Origin of the sequence: Actinoplanes sp. G11-F43 (genome assembly GCF_050589265.1) — a bacterium.
GTDB lineage: Bacteria > Actinomycetota > Actinomycetes > Mycobacteriales > Micromonosporaceae > Actinoplanes.
Map to the genome: position 1 here is coordinate 44,321 of NZ_JBNZCE010000001.1, position 13,950 is coordinate 58,270.

General features: G+C 68.5%; 14 protein-coding genes. 11 read left to right on the forward strand and 3 right to left on the reverse strand.

The window, feature by feature from the left end; genetic code table 11:
- Window positions 1-30: 30 nt before the first annotated feature.
- The 6 genes from ACQ0O7_RS00230 (at window position 31) to ACQ0O7_RS00255 (ending at window position 7,159) form a co-directional block, all read left to right on the forward strand.
- Window positions 31-1,371, forward strand: coding sequence for an acetyl-CoA carboxylase biotin carboxylase subunit (locus tag ACQ0O7_RS00230; protein ID WP_430779639.1), 1,341 nt, complete (start codon window positions 31-33; stop codon window positions 1,369-1,371).
- The gene (locus ACQ0O7_RS00235) at window positions 1,371-2,249 is read left to right on the forward strand and encodes a hydroxymethylglutaryl-CoA lyase (protein ID WP_430779640.1); all 879 of its coding nucleotides are present in this window, start codon (window positions 1,371-1,373) and stop codon (window positions 2,247-2,249) included. The genes ACQ0O7_RS00230 and ACQ0O7_RS00235 overlap by 1 nt, the downstream gene beginning before the upstream one ends.
- 147 nt (window positions 2,250-2,396) lie before the next feature.
- On the forward strand, window positions 2,397-2,678 hold the full coding sequence (locus ACQ0O7_RS00240; protein ID WP_430779641.1) for a hypothetical protein: 282 nt from the start codon (window positions 2,397-2,399) through the stop codon (window positions 2,676-2,678).
- A 231-nt stretch (window positions 2,679-2,909) separates the two neighbouring features.
- Complete coding sequence (locus ACQ0O7_RS00245; protein ID WP_430779642.1) at window positions 2,910-4,340, forward strand: chaplin family protein; 1,431 nt, start codon at window positions 2,910-2,912, stop codon at window positions 4,338-4,340.
- A 118-nt stretch (window positions 4,341-4,458) separates the two neighbouring features.
- Window positions 4,459-5,982, forward strand: coding sequence for an acyl-CoA carboxylase subunit beta (locus ACQ0O7_RS00250; RefSeq protein WP_430779643.1), 1,524 nt, complete (start codon window positions 4,459-4,461; stop codon window positions 5,980-5,982).
- A gap of 19 nt (window positions 5,983-6,001) precedes the next feature.
- Entirely contained in the window at window positions 6,002-7,159 is a 1,158-nt protein-coding gene (locus ACQ0O7_RS00255) for an acyl-CoA dehydrogenase family protein (RefSeq protein ID WP_430779644.1), read from the forward strand.
- A gap of 14 nt (window positions 7,160-7,173) precedes the next feature.
- Here ACQ0O7_RS00255 and ACQ0O7_RS00260 read toward each other — a convergent pair whose 3' ends face one another.
- Complete coding sequence (locus ACQ0O7_RS00260) at window positions 7,174-7,659, reverse strand: MarR family winged helix-turn-helix transcriptional regulator (protein ID WP_430779645.1); 486 nt, start codon at window positions 7,657-7,659, stop codon at window positions 7,174-7,176.
- A gap of 98 nt (window positions 7,660-7,757) precedes the next feature.
- On the opposite strand from ACQ0O7_RS00260, the gene ACQ0O7_RS00265 reads away from it, so the two are divergent.
- On the forward strand, window positions 7,758-8,330 hold the full coding sequence (locus ACQ0O7_RS00265; RefSeq protein WP_430779646.1) for a YceI family protein: 573 nt from the start codon (window positions 7,758-7,760) through the stop codon (window positions 8,328-8,330).
- A 158-nt stretch (window positions 8,331-8,488) separates the two neighbouring features.
- Window positions 8,489-9,958 (forward strand): glutamate--cysteine ligase, encoded by a 1,470-nt coding sequence (locus tag ACQ0O7_RS00270; protein ID WP_430779647.1) that lies wholly within the window; start codon window positions 8,489-8,491, stop codon window positions 9,956-9,958.
- Between the two features lies 1 nt (window position 9,959).
- On the opposite strand, the gene ACQ0O7_RS00275 is transcribed toward ACQ0O7_RS00270, so the two are convergent.
- The gene (locus tag ACQ0O7_RS00275) at window positions 9,960-11,255 is read right to left on the reverse strand and encodes a Hansenula MRAKII killer toxin-resistant protein 1 (RefSeq protein ID WP_430779648.1); all 1,296 of its coding nucleotides are present in this window, start codon (window positions 11,253-11,255) and stop codon (window positions 9,960-9,962) included.
- 191 nt (window positions 11,256-11,446) lie between these two features.
- Here ACQ0O7_RS00275 and ACQ0O7_RS00280 point away from each other — a divergent pair, with 191 nt between their 5' ends.
- Window positions 11,447-12,091, forward strand: a complete 645-nt coding sequence (locus tag ACQ0O7_RS00280) for a PASTA domain-containing protein (RefSeq protein ID WP_430779649.1) — start codon at window positions 11,447-11,449, stop codon at window positions 12,089-12,091.
- Between the two features lie 7 nt (window positions 12,092-12,098).
- Here ACQ0O7_RS00280 and ACQ0O7_RS00285 read toward each other — a convergent pair whose 3' ends face one another.
- Entirely contained in the window at window positions 12,099-12,425 is a 327-nt protein-coding gene (locus ACQ0O7_RS00285; protein ID WP_430779650.1) for a hypothetical protein, read from the reverse strand.
- A 361-nt stretch (window positions 12,426-12,786) separates the two neighbouring features.
- On the opposite strand from ACQ0O7_RS00285, the gene ACQ0O7_RS00290 reads away from it, so the two are divergent.
- Together ACQ0O7_RS00290 and ACQ0O7_RS00295 are read left to right on the forward strand one after the other, a co-directional pair.
- Complete coding sequence (locus tag ACQ0O7_RS00290) at window positions 12,787-13,665, forward strand: helix-turn-helix domain-containing protein (RefSeq protein ID WP_430779651.1); 879 nt, start codon at window positions 12,787-12,789, stop codon at window positions 13,663-13,665.
- Window positions 13,635-13,853 carry a DUF397 domain-containing protein gene (locus ACQ0O7_RS00295; RefSeq protein ID WP_430779758.1) on the forward strand — a complete coding sequence of 73 codons (219 nt, stop codon included), beginning with the start codon at window positions 13,635-13,637 and terminating at the stop codon, window positions 13,851-13,853. The genes ACQ0O7_RS00290 and ACQ0O7_RS00295 overlap by 31 nt, the downstream gene beginning before the upstream one ends.
- Window positions 13,854-13,950: the final 97 nt, after the last annotated feature.

Consider the following 13,950-nt stretch of genomic DNA (forward strand, 5'->3'; position numbering starts at 1 on the left):
TGACCGACTCACAAAGTTGGAAAGAGGGCCATGATCGAGTCACTGCTGGTCGCGAACCGGGGCGAGATCGCCCGCCGGATCATCCGGACCGCGAGACGTCTGGGCGTCAGGACGATCGCGGTCCACTCCGATGTGGACGCCGATCTGCCGTTCGTGCGGGAGGCGGACGAGGCGGTCGGCATCGGGCCGGCCAACCCGGCGGAGAGCTATCGCAACACCGAGGCGATTCTGGCCGCCGCGAAGTCGACGGGTGCTCAGGCGGTGCACCCCGGCTACGGCTTCCTCAGTGAGAACGCGGACTTCGCCCGTACCGTGGCAAGCAACGGCCTGGTGTGGGTCGGACCCGGCGCCGACGCGATCACCGCGATGGGCGACAAGATCAATGCCCGGAATCTGATGGCCGCGGCCGGTGTGCCGGTCGCGCCCGGATCGCCGGATCCGGCCGGCAGCGCGGAGGCCGCGCTGGCGGCGGCCGAGAAGGTCGGCTTTCCGGTGATGGTGAAGGCCTCGGCCGGTGGCGGCGGGATGGGCATGGCCGTCGCCGAGGACGCGGACGGCCTGGTCCGGGAGTACGAGAAGGTCCGCGTGTTCGCCGAGCGGATGTTCGGCGACGGTGGGGTCCTGATCGAGCGCTACTTCCCCCGGGTCCGCCATGTGGAGGTGCAGATCCTCGGTCTGGCCGACGGCCGGGTGGTCGCCCTGTCCGAGCGGGAGTGTTCGGTGCAGCGCCGCAACCAGAAGCTGGTGGAGGAGGCGCCGTCCCCGGCGGTCACTCCGGAGCTGCGCGAACGGATGCTGGATGCGGCGGTGCGGGCCGGTGAGGCGGTCGGTTATCGCAACGCGGGCACCGTCGAGTGCCTGCTCGATCCGGCGACCGGCGAGTTCTTCTTCCTGGAGATGAACACCCGGCTGCAGGTCGAGCATCCGATCACCGAGCTGATCCACGGCATGGACCTGGTGGAGGCGCAGCTGAGGATCGCCGCCGGACAAGAGGTAAAGATCGGAAGTGTGCAAAGTCGGCATGCGATCGAGCTGCGGATCAACGCGGAAGATCCGAAACGCTTCTTCCCGGGCCCCGGCAAGATCACCACATGGGTCGAGCCGGAGGGTGAGGGCATCCGAGTCGACTCCGGTTACGCCGAAGGCACCACGGTCAGCCAGAACTACGACTCGCTGATGGCCAAACTGATCGTATTCGGTTCAAATCGGGACGAAGTATTACAAAAGGCACGGATTGCGGTCGACGCATTCAAGATCGTTGGCCCGAAGAACAACCTGCCGTTCTTCGCCGAGCTGCTGGAGAACCCGGAGTTCCGCTCCGGCGACTACGACACCGGCATCGTCGCGCGGATGAGAAACGGGCGGATGTGATGACCAGCGTCTCCCTCCGCGAGGTGGCACCCCGCGACGGCCTGCAGAACGAGTCGCCGATCGACACCATGGCCAAGATCGAGCTGCTGGACGCGCTGAGCGCGACCGGGGTGGGCCGGATCGAGGCGGTCTCGTTCGTCCATCCCCGCGCGATCCCGCAGATGGCCGACGCCGACGAGGTCTGGGCGAAGGCCTGGCACAACCCGGACGTCCGCTACTCCGCGCTGATCCCGAACACCCGGGGCGCCCAGCGTGCCCTGGCCGCCGGGTTCCGGGAGATCGAGGTGGTGGTCTCGGCGAGTGACACCCACAACCGCCGCAACCTGAACCGGTCCACTGAGGAGTCGCTGGACGACATCGCCCTGCTCATCCCGCTGGTGCACGAGGCCGGCGCGACGCTGGAGGTGATCGTGGCCACCAGTTTCGGCTGCCCGTTCGAGGGCGATGTGGATCCGGACCGGGTGGCCGGCCTGGTCGCCCGGGTGCGTGCCGCTGGCGCGGACCGCATCGCGTTCGGCGACACCACAGGCATGGCGACACCGCGCCGGGTCCGCGATCTTCTGTCCGCCGTACGCCCGGACCTGCTCCACTTCCACAACACCAGGGGCACCGGTCTGGCCAACATCCTGACCGCTCTGGACCTGGGTGTGACCGAGTTCGACGCAAGCGCCGGCGGCCTGGGCGGCTGTCCCTATGCTCCGGGCGCGTCCGGCAACGTGGCCACCGAGGAGGTGGTGCACATGCTGCACGACATGGGCATCGACACCGGTATCGATCTTGACAGGCTGATCGGGGCGGCGGCGCTGGCGGAGCGACTGGTCGGCAGGCAGTTGCCGTCCGGTGTTCTGCGAGCCGGACCGCGTACTCGGCTGGTGTGACTTTCGCTGCCTTTCCTGGGGTCGATTTTCCGATTTGTCCGCGTGACTTTCCGCGCGCTCCCGTCGTTACCAATACCGAGCGGCCAAATACGCCGGTCCTTTACTAAAGGGACTAATCAGCCGCCGGTAGACGACGAGGGGTGAATCATGAAGCGCACCGAAAATCGCAATGTGATCATCCCCGGCGGCTCCTCGCTCATGCCGTCCCACAGCCAGGGGACGGAGCGGCGACCGGAGCGCCGCGCGGGACGGACGCTCCCGCGTGCATTCGCCGTCCCGGCAACCGACGAGACGATCCCGGCGGCCTACGGGTTGATCGCGACGGCCGATGAGAACATCCGGGCGCCCAAGGGCAAGATCAGGCCCCGGTCCCACGTCCACCGGCATAGCCCGGCCGCCCGGCCGGTGCCGGAGGACGTGCGCGCCTGACCGGCGACGGCCCGCCACACTCCCGGCGCTCGGTAGAGCGCCCGTTCCACCCGGTTCCCCATCCGTTTGCGAACAAGCGGCGAACCCGGGTGACGCCTTCAGAAGGCACCCTCACCAGCGAAATCAGGCCGGATAACTGCTCCGGGGCCTCGCTGTGCCCGCATTCCGGGCGGAAAAGAAAAGCGCCATGCGGAAAAGACAATCACCATTGCGAAAGGCATCCCTTTTCTGATGAAGAAGACTTGGGTTCGTAAGACTCTGAGTGTCGGAATCTTCGCCGCCGGTGCCCTGCTGCTCGCCCCGGCCGCCGCCGCGCAGGCCGACGTCGACCAGCTCACCACCGGCAACTTCGGCACCCTCAACGGCACCCAGGTGGCCATCCCGGTGACCGTGCCGGTGAACCTGGTCGGCAACTCGGCCGGCATCCTCGGCTCGGCGCAGAGCTTCGGCGTCGGCGCCAACCAGGTGGAGAGCGGCGGTGCCGGCGGGACCACCCAGCGGTCCGCCCAGAACCGCGGCACCCTGAACGGCACCCAGGTCGCCGTGCCGATCACCGTCCCGGTGAACGTGTCCGGCAACGCCGCGGCGGTGGCCGGCAAGGCCAGCGCCACCGGCATCTCCGCCAACCGGGTGGAGAACGGCTGGAACGGCATCGGCGGCGGGGGTACCGACCAGGTCAGCTTCGGCAACTTCGGGACCTTGAACGGCACCCAGGTCGCCGTGCCGATCACCGCCCCGGTCAACGCCTGCGGCAACGCGCTCGCCCTGATCGGCGGTGCCGGCTCGACCGGGGTCTGCGCCAACCAGGTCGGCGGCGGCAGCGGCTTCGCCCGCAAGGCCCAGCCGTTCGAGAGCAAGAGCAAGGCCAAGACCAAGCACGACCGCAAGCGCGTCGAAGGGTTCTTCCCCGGCTCCGGCGGCATCGGGATCGGCCAGACCAGCTTCAGCAACCACGGCACCCTGAACGGCACCCAGGTCGCGGCGCCGATCACCGTCCCGATCAACGCGTGCGGCAACTCGCTGGGCGTGCTCGGGTACGCCAGCGCCCACGGGTCCTGCGCCAACTACGTCGGTGGCGGCGTCGCCTACCGCAAGCCGGTGCAGTGGAAGAAGCACCTGGTTCCGGTCTACACCCCCGGCTACATGCTCGGCGGCAGCGACTGTGACGACTGGAACGCGAACGTCTACCGCCACATGACCCGTCCCACCTGCGGCGACAACGGTGGCGCGTACGGCGGCGTGCCGAGTTACGGCGACCCGGGCTACGGCTACGGGGAGTGCGACAACAAGAAGCACAAGGGCAACAAGGGCCACAACCAGAACTGCAAGCCGGTGAAGCCCGGCAAGCCCGGCAAGGACTACGGCCAGGTCAGCCCGGACCGCGGCAACGACGGTTACGGCGACACCGGCGACCAGGGCAACGACGGGTACGGCCAGGGCGGCCGCGACAACGCCGGCTACCCGGCCGACGTCGACGACGACACCTCCTACGGTTCGCCGGTGGGCGGCGACCAGGACGACAACGCCTACGTCAAGGGCGACAAGTACGGCAACACCAAGGTCGGCGGCCGTAGCGCCGAGAAGTCCGCGGTCGGCGGCCTGACCCAGGACCTGGGCACCGGCGGTCTGGGTGGTCTGGACCTGCTGAACACCCTGCGCTGACGCGTCACGCACCAGCACGAACGGGAGCCCCACGGGGCTCCCGTTCGCCGTTGCCGCGACACGAGCGGGTGAGCTAGCCTAACGTTCGTTAAGCCTAACGAGCGTTAAGGATGGTGCCATGGACGGCGAGGCGCTGGCCGGAGTGCGCAAGCGGGTGCTGGCCGGTGGCGCGGAGCGCTACCACGCCGCCAACGCGGCCAAGGGCAAGCTGTTCGCCCGGGAGCGGATCGCGCTGCTTGTCGACGACGACTCGTTCGTCGAGGACGGCCTCTACGCCAACAGTCTCGCCGACGGACTGCCCGCGGACGGGGTGATCACCGGAGCCGCCCGGATCGACGGCCGGGACGTCTGCGTGATGGCCAACGACTCCACGGTCAAGGCCGGCTCCTGGGGCGCCCGCACGGTTGAGAAGATCATCCGGATCATCGAGCGCGCCTACCAGCTCGGCGTCCCGATGGTCTACCTGGTCGACTCGGCCGGCGCCCGGATCACCGATCAGGTCGATCTCTTCCCCGGGCGGCGCGGGGCCGGGAAGATCTTCCACACCCAGGTCAAGGCGTCCGGGGCGATTCCGCAGGTCTGCGCGCTGTTCGGGCCGTCGGCCGCAGGCGGGGCGTACATTCCGGCGTTCTGCGACGTGGTCGCCATGGTCGACGGCAACGCCAGCATGTATCTGGGGTCCGACCGGATGGTCGAGATGGTCACCGGGGAGAAGACCACCCTGGAGGCGATGGGCGGCGCCCAGGTGCACTGCAAGGAGTCCGGGGTCGGGCACTTCCTCTGCAAGTCCGAGCGCGAGGCCCTCGATGTGGTCCGCACCTACCTGTCCTACCTGCCGTCGGACTGGACCGGGCAGCCTCCGGCCGCTGCCGCCGCCGATCCCGCGAAGGTCGATCTCGGCGCTTTGGTCCCGGTCAGCGAGCGCCAGGCCTTCGACATGCGGCGGTACGTGAAAGGCCTGGTCGACGCGGACTCCTACTTCGAGATCTGGGCGCTGTGGGCCCGGGAGCTGACCGTCGGATTCGCCCGCCTGAACGGCGAGGTGGTCGGTATCGTCGGCAACAACTCGATGTTCAAGGGCGGTGTGCTCTTCGTCGACTCGGCCGACAAGACCAGCCGTTTCGTGCAGTTGTGTGACGCTTTCAACGTGCCGCTGCTGTTCCTCACCGATGTGCCCGGTTTCATGGTCGGCACCGCGGTGGAGCGGCAGGGTATCATCCGGCACGGCGCCAAGATGATCACCGCGATCTCCGAGGCCACCGTGCCGAAGATCTGTGTGGTGGTGCGCAAGGCGTACGGCGCCGGGCTGTACGCGATGGCCGGCCCCGGGTTCGAGCCGGACGCCACGATCGCCCTGCCCACTGCCAAGATCGCGGTGATGGGCGCCGAGGCGGCGGTCAACGCGGTGTACGCCAACAAGATCGCGGCGATCGAGGATCCGGACGAGCGGGCCGCGTTCGTCGCCGAGCGCCGCGCCGAGTACGAGCGCGACATCGACATCATGCGCCTGGCCAGCGAACTCGTGGTGGACGCCGTGGTCGAGCCGGGCGATCTGCGGGGTGAGCTGGTGCGCCGGTTCGCCGCGGCCCGGGGCAAGGACCGCTCGTTCTCACGGCGCCGTCACGGCGTCACTCCGGTGTAGAGAGTAGAGAGAGGTAGTCATGGTCGACTTCCGGCTCGGCGACGAGTACGCGGAGTTGCGCGACAGCGTCCGGCAGTTCGCTCAGGAGCAGGTCGCGCCGGTGATCGCCGAGCACTACGAGAAGAAGACATTCCCGTACGAGATCGTCCGTCAGATGGGCAAGATGGGCCTTTTCGGGCTGCCGTTCCCGGAGGAGTTCGGCGGGATGGGCGGCGACTACTTCGCGCTCTGCCTGGCTCTGGAGGAGCTGGCCCGGGTGGACAGTTCGGTCGCGGTCACCCTGGAGGCCGCGGTCTCGCTGGGCGCCATGCCGATCTTCCGGTACGGCACGCCCGAGCAGAAGGGGCGCTGGCTGCCCCGGCTGGCCGCCGGTGAGGCGCTCGCCGCGTTCGGGCTGACCGAGCCCGGCACCGGTTCGGACGCCTCCGGCACCACCACCCGCGCGGTTCTCGACGAGAGCACCGGGGAGTGGGTGATCACCGGGACGAAGGCGTTCATCACCAACTCCGGCACCGACATCACCTGCCTGGTCACGGTCATGGCGGTGACCGGGGTGAACCCGGACGGCAGTAAGGAGCTGTCCACGATCATCGTCCCGTCCGGCACTCCGGGTTTCACCGTGGCGCCGGCGTACTCCAAGGTCGGCTGGTGTGCGTCGGACACCCACGAGCTTTCCTTCGATGAGGTACGTGTCCCGAAGGCGAACCTGCTCGGCGAGCGGGGCCGGGGGCTGGCGCAGTTCCTGCGGATCCTGGACGAGGGGCGGATCGCCATCGCGGCCCTGTCGGTCGGCCTGGCCCAGGGGTGTGTCGACGAGTCGGTGACGTACGCCCGCGACCGCATCGCCTTCGGTAAGCCGATCAGTGGCCATCAGGCGATCCAGTTCCTGATCGCGGACATGGACCTGCGTGCGCACGTGGCCCGGCTCGGCTACTACGACGCGGCCTCGCGGATGCTGGCCGGCGACGACTTCAAGCGGTACGCCGCGATCGCAAAGCTGAACGCCAGCAACGCGGCCATGGAGAACAGCCGGTACGCCACTCAGGTCCACGGCGGCTACGGCTTCATGAACGAGTCCGCGGTCGGCCGCTTCTACCGGGACGCCAAGATCCTCGAAGTGGGTGAGGGCACGTCCGAGGTGCAGCGCATGCTCATCGCCCGGGGCCTCGGGCTGTAACGAGATCCGCTATCTCAGGCGGGCAGTGCGGTCTCCGTGCTGCCCGCCGCCGCGCACGGGTTGACCGCGTCGCGGATGGTGCGCAGCGTGTCCAGCAGCTCCTCCAGCCGGTCGGCGGGGAGCAGCCCCACATACCACCTCTGCACCAGCTCCAGATGCCCCGGCAGCACCTCGCCGAGCCGCTGCATGCCGTCCTCGGTGATCACCGCGTAGGAGCTGCGCCGGTCGCTCGGGCAGGCCTCCCGGCGGACCAGCCCGGTCCGCTCCATCCGGTCCACCACCCGCGTGACGCCGCTGGTGGAGAGGGTGGTCTGGGCGGACAGGTCGGTCATCCGCAGGTGGTTGCCGGGTGACCGGGCCAGGCGCATCAGCACCTCGAACTCCACCTGGGAGAGGCGGTGCTCCTCGAACTGCGCGGCCAGCCGGCTCATCAAGCCCGTGTACGCCTCCGCGAGCAGCCCGACTGCGGTGAGGCGAGGGTCGTCCAGGTCCGTGTTCACGTGACCAACACTAGCAGGCACTTGACAGGGGGAATATTGCCGAGCATATAGTTGCTCCGTCAGACAAGCATCCCCAAGCTTCGGAAGAAGGCAGTGTCATGACCGTCAGCACCCGTGAGTTCGAAGGCCTCCAGATCCCCGCCGCCGGCACCTACGAGCTGGACGCGGCGCACAAGCGGGTCGGTTTCGTCGTCAAACACCTCATGGTCAGCAAGGTTCGTGGCCAGTTCGCCGAGGCGAGCGCCACGATCATCGTGGGCGAGAACCCGCTGGACTCCTCGGTGACCGCGTCCATCAAGACCGCGAGCGTCGAGACCGGCCAGGTCGACCGGGACAACCACCTGCGGACCGGCGACTTCTTCGAGGCTGAGAAGTACCCGACGATGGAGTACCGGAGCACCGGCGTGAAGTCGCACGCGGGCGCCGAGTTCATCCTCTCCGGCGAGCTCACCATCAAGGACGTGACCAAGCCGGTCGAGCTGGTCGTCGAGTTCGAGGGCGCCACCACCAGCCCGTACGGGCAGCATCTCTTCGGCTTCAGCGCGCACACCGAGATCGACCGGGAGGACTGGGGCCTGACCTACAACATGGCCCTGGAGACCGGCGGCGTGATGATCGGCAAGAAGATCAAGATCGAGATCGAGGGTGAGGCCATCCTCCAGCAGGGCTGACAGTCCCCTGTGGTTCTACGAAAGGCGCCGTCCGGATTCCGGGCGGCGCCTTTCGTTTGATCGGTGGCGGTGTGCGGCCCGGGATGGCAGGGTTGACCGAGCGCAAGCACTCGTTCACAAAGCGGTGATCGACGTCCGTTTCGTCCCCGGAGGGGCACATGGGCAAGGATCTGGTGACCGCAGCCTTCACGCCGTACGACCGGGTCCTGTTCCGCGGCCGGGTGCGCCGCTGCCTGGACGTGCTGTCCGAGATGCTGGCCACCGAGCCGTTCCAGGCCGACGGCCCGAGCGCCGGCCTGGAGATCGAGATGAACCTGGTCGACGGCGAGGGCGGCCCGTCGATGCGGAACGCCGAAATCCTCGCCGATCTCGCCGACCCCCGGTTCCAGCCCGAGCTGGGCCGGTTCAACCTCGAACTCAACGTGCCGCCCCGGAGCCTGGCCGGCGCCGGTCTGGCCGACTTCGAAGAGGACATCCTGGACTGTCTGCGCGCCGCCACCGAGTGCGCGGACAAGGGCGAAAGCCGTCTGGCTCTGATCGGAATGCTGCCCACCCTCGACCCCGAGCACCTGGTGCCGGCCAACCTCTCCGACAACGAGCGGTACCGGGCCCTGGACGCCGAGATCGCCGGCGCCCGCGGCGACCACTTCCGGATCGACATCCAGGGCACCGAGCGGCTCGTCGCCGGCAGCGACAGCATCGCCCCGGAGTGCGCCTGCACGAGTGCGCAATTTCACCTCCAGGTCGCGCCGGCCGACTTCGCCCGCTACTGGAACGCCTCCCAGGCCGTCGCCGGGGTGCAGCTCGCCGTCGGCGCGAACTCGCCGTTCCTCTACCGGCGCCGGCTCTGGGCGGAGACCCGGATCCCCCTGTTCGAGCAGGCCACCGACGCTCGGCCGGACGAGTTCGCGGCGCAGGGCGTACGACCGCGGGTCTGGTTCGGTGAACGCTGGATCGATTCGATCCTCGACCTCTACGAGGAGAACCTGCGCTACTTCCCACCCTTGCTGCCGGAACTCGGCGAGGAGGATCCGGTCACCGTCCGCGAGGCGGGCGAGATTCCCCGGTTGTACGAGTTACGCATGCACAACGGGACCGTCTACCGCTGGAACCGTCCCGTCTACGACGTCGCCGGCGGGCGCCCGCACCTGCGTGTCGAGAACCGCGTCCTGCCGTCCGGCCCGACCGTGACCGACGTGCTGGCCAACGCCGCGTTCTACTTCGGACTCATCCACCAGCTCGCCGAGGACCCACGGATCCGGCACGAGCTGGCCTTCACCGACGCCGAGGCGAACTTCCAGGCCGGGGCCCGGGACGGCATCACCGCCCGGCAGACCTGGCCCGGCCGGGGCGAGACACCGGCCGTCACCCTGGTCCGGGACGTGCTGCTGCCGCTGGCGGCCACCGGCCTGGACCGGTTCGGCGTGCACCCGGCCCAGCGCGACCGGCTGCTCGGCGTCGTCGAGGACCGCTGCCGGACCGGCCGCAACGGGGCCACCTGGCAGACCGCGGCGGTCCGGGCCGCCGGGGAACGCGGGCGGGACCGGGCCGCGGCACTGCGCGAGATGACACAGCGGTACGTGGAGTTCCAGCGCACCAACGAACCGGTGCACACCTGGCCGGTGTGACCTATTTCGCTGAATCGTCCGGGTTGATCCGGGCCACCGTCGGTTTGGTGGGTGGCGGGGTGATCGTCGACTTCGGAGTGGGCTCGCCGTTGCCGTTGCGGCGCTTCGCCGGCGGTTTCGGGACGGCCGTCGGTGTCTTCTGGACCGCCGTCGGCGTCTTCGGCAGAGCGGACGCGGGCACCGGCTTCAGTGGGGCCGGCGGCTTCTCCGGGACCGGCGTGCGCTGGGTGACCGCGCTGACCCGGCCGGTGGCCTTCGGCGCGGCCTCCGGCTTCGGCGTGGCCTTCGTCTCCGGAACCCCTGCCCCAGGAGCCTTCGTCTCCGGAGCTGTCGCCTCCGAGGCTGTCGCCTCCGAGGCTGTGGTCTCCGAGGCTGTGGTCTCCGGGCCGGTCCTGTCCGGAGCGGGCAGTGCGGGCGCCGTCTTCCTCGGCCGGCCCCGCCGGCTCTTCGCGAGGGCCACGGTCAGGGCCGAGCCGCCCAGGCCGGCGAGAACGGCGTACGGCGCGATCAGGTACGCCGACTGGAGCGGGCCCAGCGCGACGGTCAGCTGCGGCGCCAGGGCCAGGAACGAGAACGCGACCAGCAGCGGGCCGACCGCCCCGGAGATCGCCGTGCCCAGCCCCACATCACCGCGCAGTGCCGCCGGACCGGACGCGAACAGGCCGATGACGAACGCCGCGGCCAACGTCAGCAGGGCACTGGGCCAGTAGATGCCGCCGTACTGCACCGGATTGACCGACTCGGCGAACTGCCAGCTGGCCAGATAGGTGGCGACGTCACGGCCGCTGGCCAGCTCGGCGCCCACCCCGGCGACGGCCAGCGCCCACAGCCACAGCGCGGTGCCGATCAGGTTGGCCGCGACCGGGCCGGACGACACCGCCCAGAACGCGACCATCAGCCCGACGAGCAGCCCGGCCAGTGCGTAACCACCGGCGACGAGCTGCGGGGAGAGGGTGCCGTCGTGCACCGCCGACCGGGCCGGCAACGCGACCAGGGTCAGCGACACCAGCCCACCCAGGGCCGAGGCCAGGGAGAGGACGAATCGCCAGAGCACCCGCCAGCGGCTGGGGATCTCCGGACGCATCCGCCCGGCCACCACCGCGCCGAGAACCGTCGCGCTCGCCGTGATCCAGGCGGCCCAGCCGAGACTGCCCAGCCAGGTGCCGTCGGTCTCGGTCGCGGTCACCGGCCAGGCGATCACGCCCAGACCGTAACCCAGCCCCAGCTGTGCGGCCCCGGCGCCGGCGGCGATCCCGGCGGCCGTGGCGGCCTGTGTAGTCAAGCCCTTGTCGGCCATGCGGGGCACTGTACTGCTCTGTACCGATGTCTGGGAAATGGTCGGTCCGCTCGCTTTCCGCTGGTGGGAACGGCAACCGGCCGACAAGATTCGGTACCTTGACGCTGCGGCGGGTAACCGCGGAGGCCGGCGGGAAGGAACCGGAGATGCCCGAGGAGCACGATCCTGAGCGTCCGGACTCTGTGGACCCTGTGCCCCGGAATGACGCGGAGTACGCATCGGAGAGGGCCACGGACTCCGGGTCTCCGGAGGAGCCGGATCGTGACGTCTGGACCGGGCGGGCCGGGGTCCGGCCGTACGGCGCGGTGCCTCGCGACCCGTACGAGGAGGAGAGCGGCTGGGCCGACCGGGACGCGGTGGAGCCGTCCGGCCGGTGGTGGACGCCGATCGCCGTCGGCACGGTCGCGGTGGTGCTGCTCGGCCTGCTCGGGTTCGGCATCCTGGTGATCGTGCAGAACTCCGGCGCCGGCACCGATCCGCCGGCGGCCACACCGACCGCTGTCCAGATCACGACAGAGCCGGCCGAACCGGAGGCCGGCACACCACCCCCGCCTGTCGAGGCGCCGGCCACCCCGGCGACGACCGATCCGGCCGATGCCGAGGTGACCGTGCCCGCACTACGTGGGATGCCCCTCGCGGACGCGCAGGCGGCTCTGTCGCGTACCGGTCTGGGGTGGCGAGTCATCCGTCGGGAGAGCGACGCCGAGCCGGACACGGTGATCGCCTGTGATCCGGCGGAGGGTCAGCAGGTGCCGTCGGACACCCGCATCACCCTCGTCGTGGCCACCGCGCCACCGACTTCGCCGAGCGCCGATCCGTCCGTCGCCCCGAGCTGATTACTCGCTAGCGGTTGGTAGCACGCACCGTCCGGGTCGGGAGGACCCCCGGGCGTGCGGGTTGACGGCCGTTACGCGCCCGCGGATCAGGCGCCTTCCCGACCGCACGCAGGCCGTTGACCTGCACGAAGATGGATCGACGCTCAACCGCGTCACCGGCCGAGTTCAATTCGTAGCCGTCCAGCCAGACCCAACCCTCATAGGTCGGCCAGTCGTGCACTCGAATGACCCGGAACAACATCGGTGACGCGAATTGGACACTCGCCGCCTTCGTCACGTGGATTACATCACCGGACCGAGGTAGAACCACGTCATCTCCTGCCCTGAGACTCATGTGGGATTGTGGACTTGGTGACAAGTGCATCAGTTTGCCGCCTGAATGCACTTTTGCAAGCCTTCAACGGATTTGACCATCGAAGGAGGTTGCGGAACGTCACTGCCGCCGAACAGCCCCACCCGTGACGGGGTGGTGGTCCACGATGGACCACCGTTGGCTCGGCGCCCCGTGATGGACGTCGTTTTGGTGCGAATTAACCGCTCCTGGCCGGATCTCTCAAGAACATTAAGTGACGGCGGCCATACGGAAAGATTGCACCACCAGTGTCGTCGATGCAAGTTGCATGTCACGCTTCCGTGATCCTGCGTGATCATCCACTGTGCTTGAACGATCAAGAACGCGCCGGGAGACTGGATCGGTGAATCGACGCCGCAGTCCCACCCTCCGTCGACGCCGCCTCGGTGTGGAACTGCGCAGACATCGTGAGGCGGCCGGCGTGACCATCGACGTGGTGGCGGAACGGCTTGGTTGTTCGCCATCGAAGATATCCCGCATCGAAACCGGACATACCAGCGCCAGTCCCGCCGACGTAAGCGACATGTTGGACATTTATGGCGTGAATCCTGACATTGCGGGCGAGCTGGTAGAAATATCGCGAGACGCCCGCCAGAAAGGCTGGTGGCATCCGTTCTCCACCGTCCTGAACAGCACTTATGTCGGCTTCGAGGCCGAAGCTAGATCAATTCAGGCGTACGAGCAGCAGGTGATTCCCGGCCTGTTGCAAAGTGAGGAGTACGCCCTGGCTCTCATTGGATCCGCCCGATGGGATGACACCGATCAGAGAATCGCGCACCGGGTGCGCGTCCGCATGGAACGCCAGTCGTTGTTGATTCAGGACGATCCAATCGATCTTTGGGTGGTGCTCGATGAAGCGGTGGTGAGTCGCCCCGTCGGTGGTGACGCGGTCATGCGGGACCAGCTTCGACATCTGGTCGAGGCCGCGCAGCTGCCGAATGTGACTCTCCAGATCCTGCCGTTCGACGTGGGCGCGCACGCCGCCATGGATGGCGCGTTCACGATCCTGGACTTCCCGGACGGAGATCCCCCCGTGGTGTTCGCGGAGAACGCGGCCGGTGGGCTCTTTCTGGAGAAGGACGACGAACTCCGCAAGTACCGCGAGGTCTTCGACACCATCCGGGCTGCAGCCTTTGATCCGGAGGATTCCATCGAGATGATCGAGATGCTGGTAGAGGAGCCATTGTGGAAATCGAGGCGAAGGGCCTCCGGGTCAACCTGAACCGGGCCCAGTGGTTCAAGAGCACGCGTAGCGGCCCCAACTGCGACAACTGCGTCGAAGTCGCGTTTGTCGGAGAAGCGATCGCGGTGCGGGACTCGAAGAACCCGGCCGGGCCGGCATTGATCTTCACGACCGCCGAATGGGACGCGTTCGTGGGTGGTGCCAAGGACGGCGAGTTCGACCTCTGACGACGTAGGCACGGCCGGTCCGGCGACACGATCGCCCGGGCCGGCCGTTGCTATTTGCCCGTTTTCCGTCGCTGGACCGGGATCGCCTCGTTGAAGA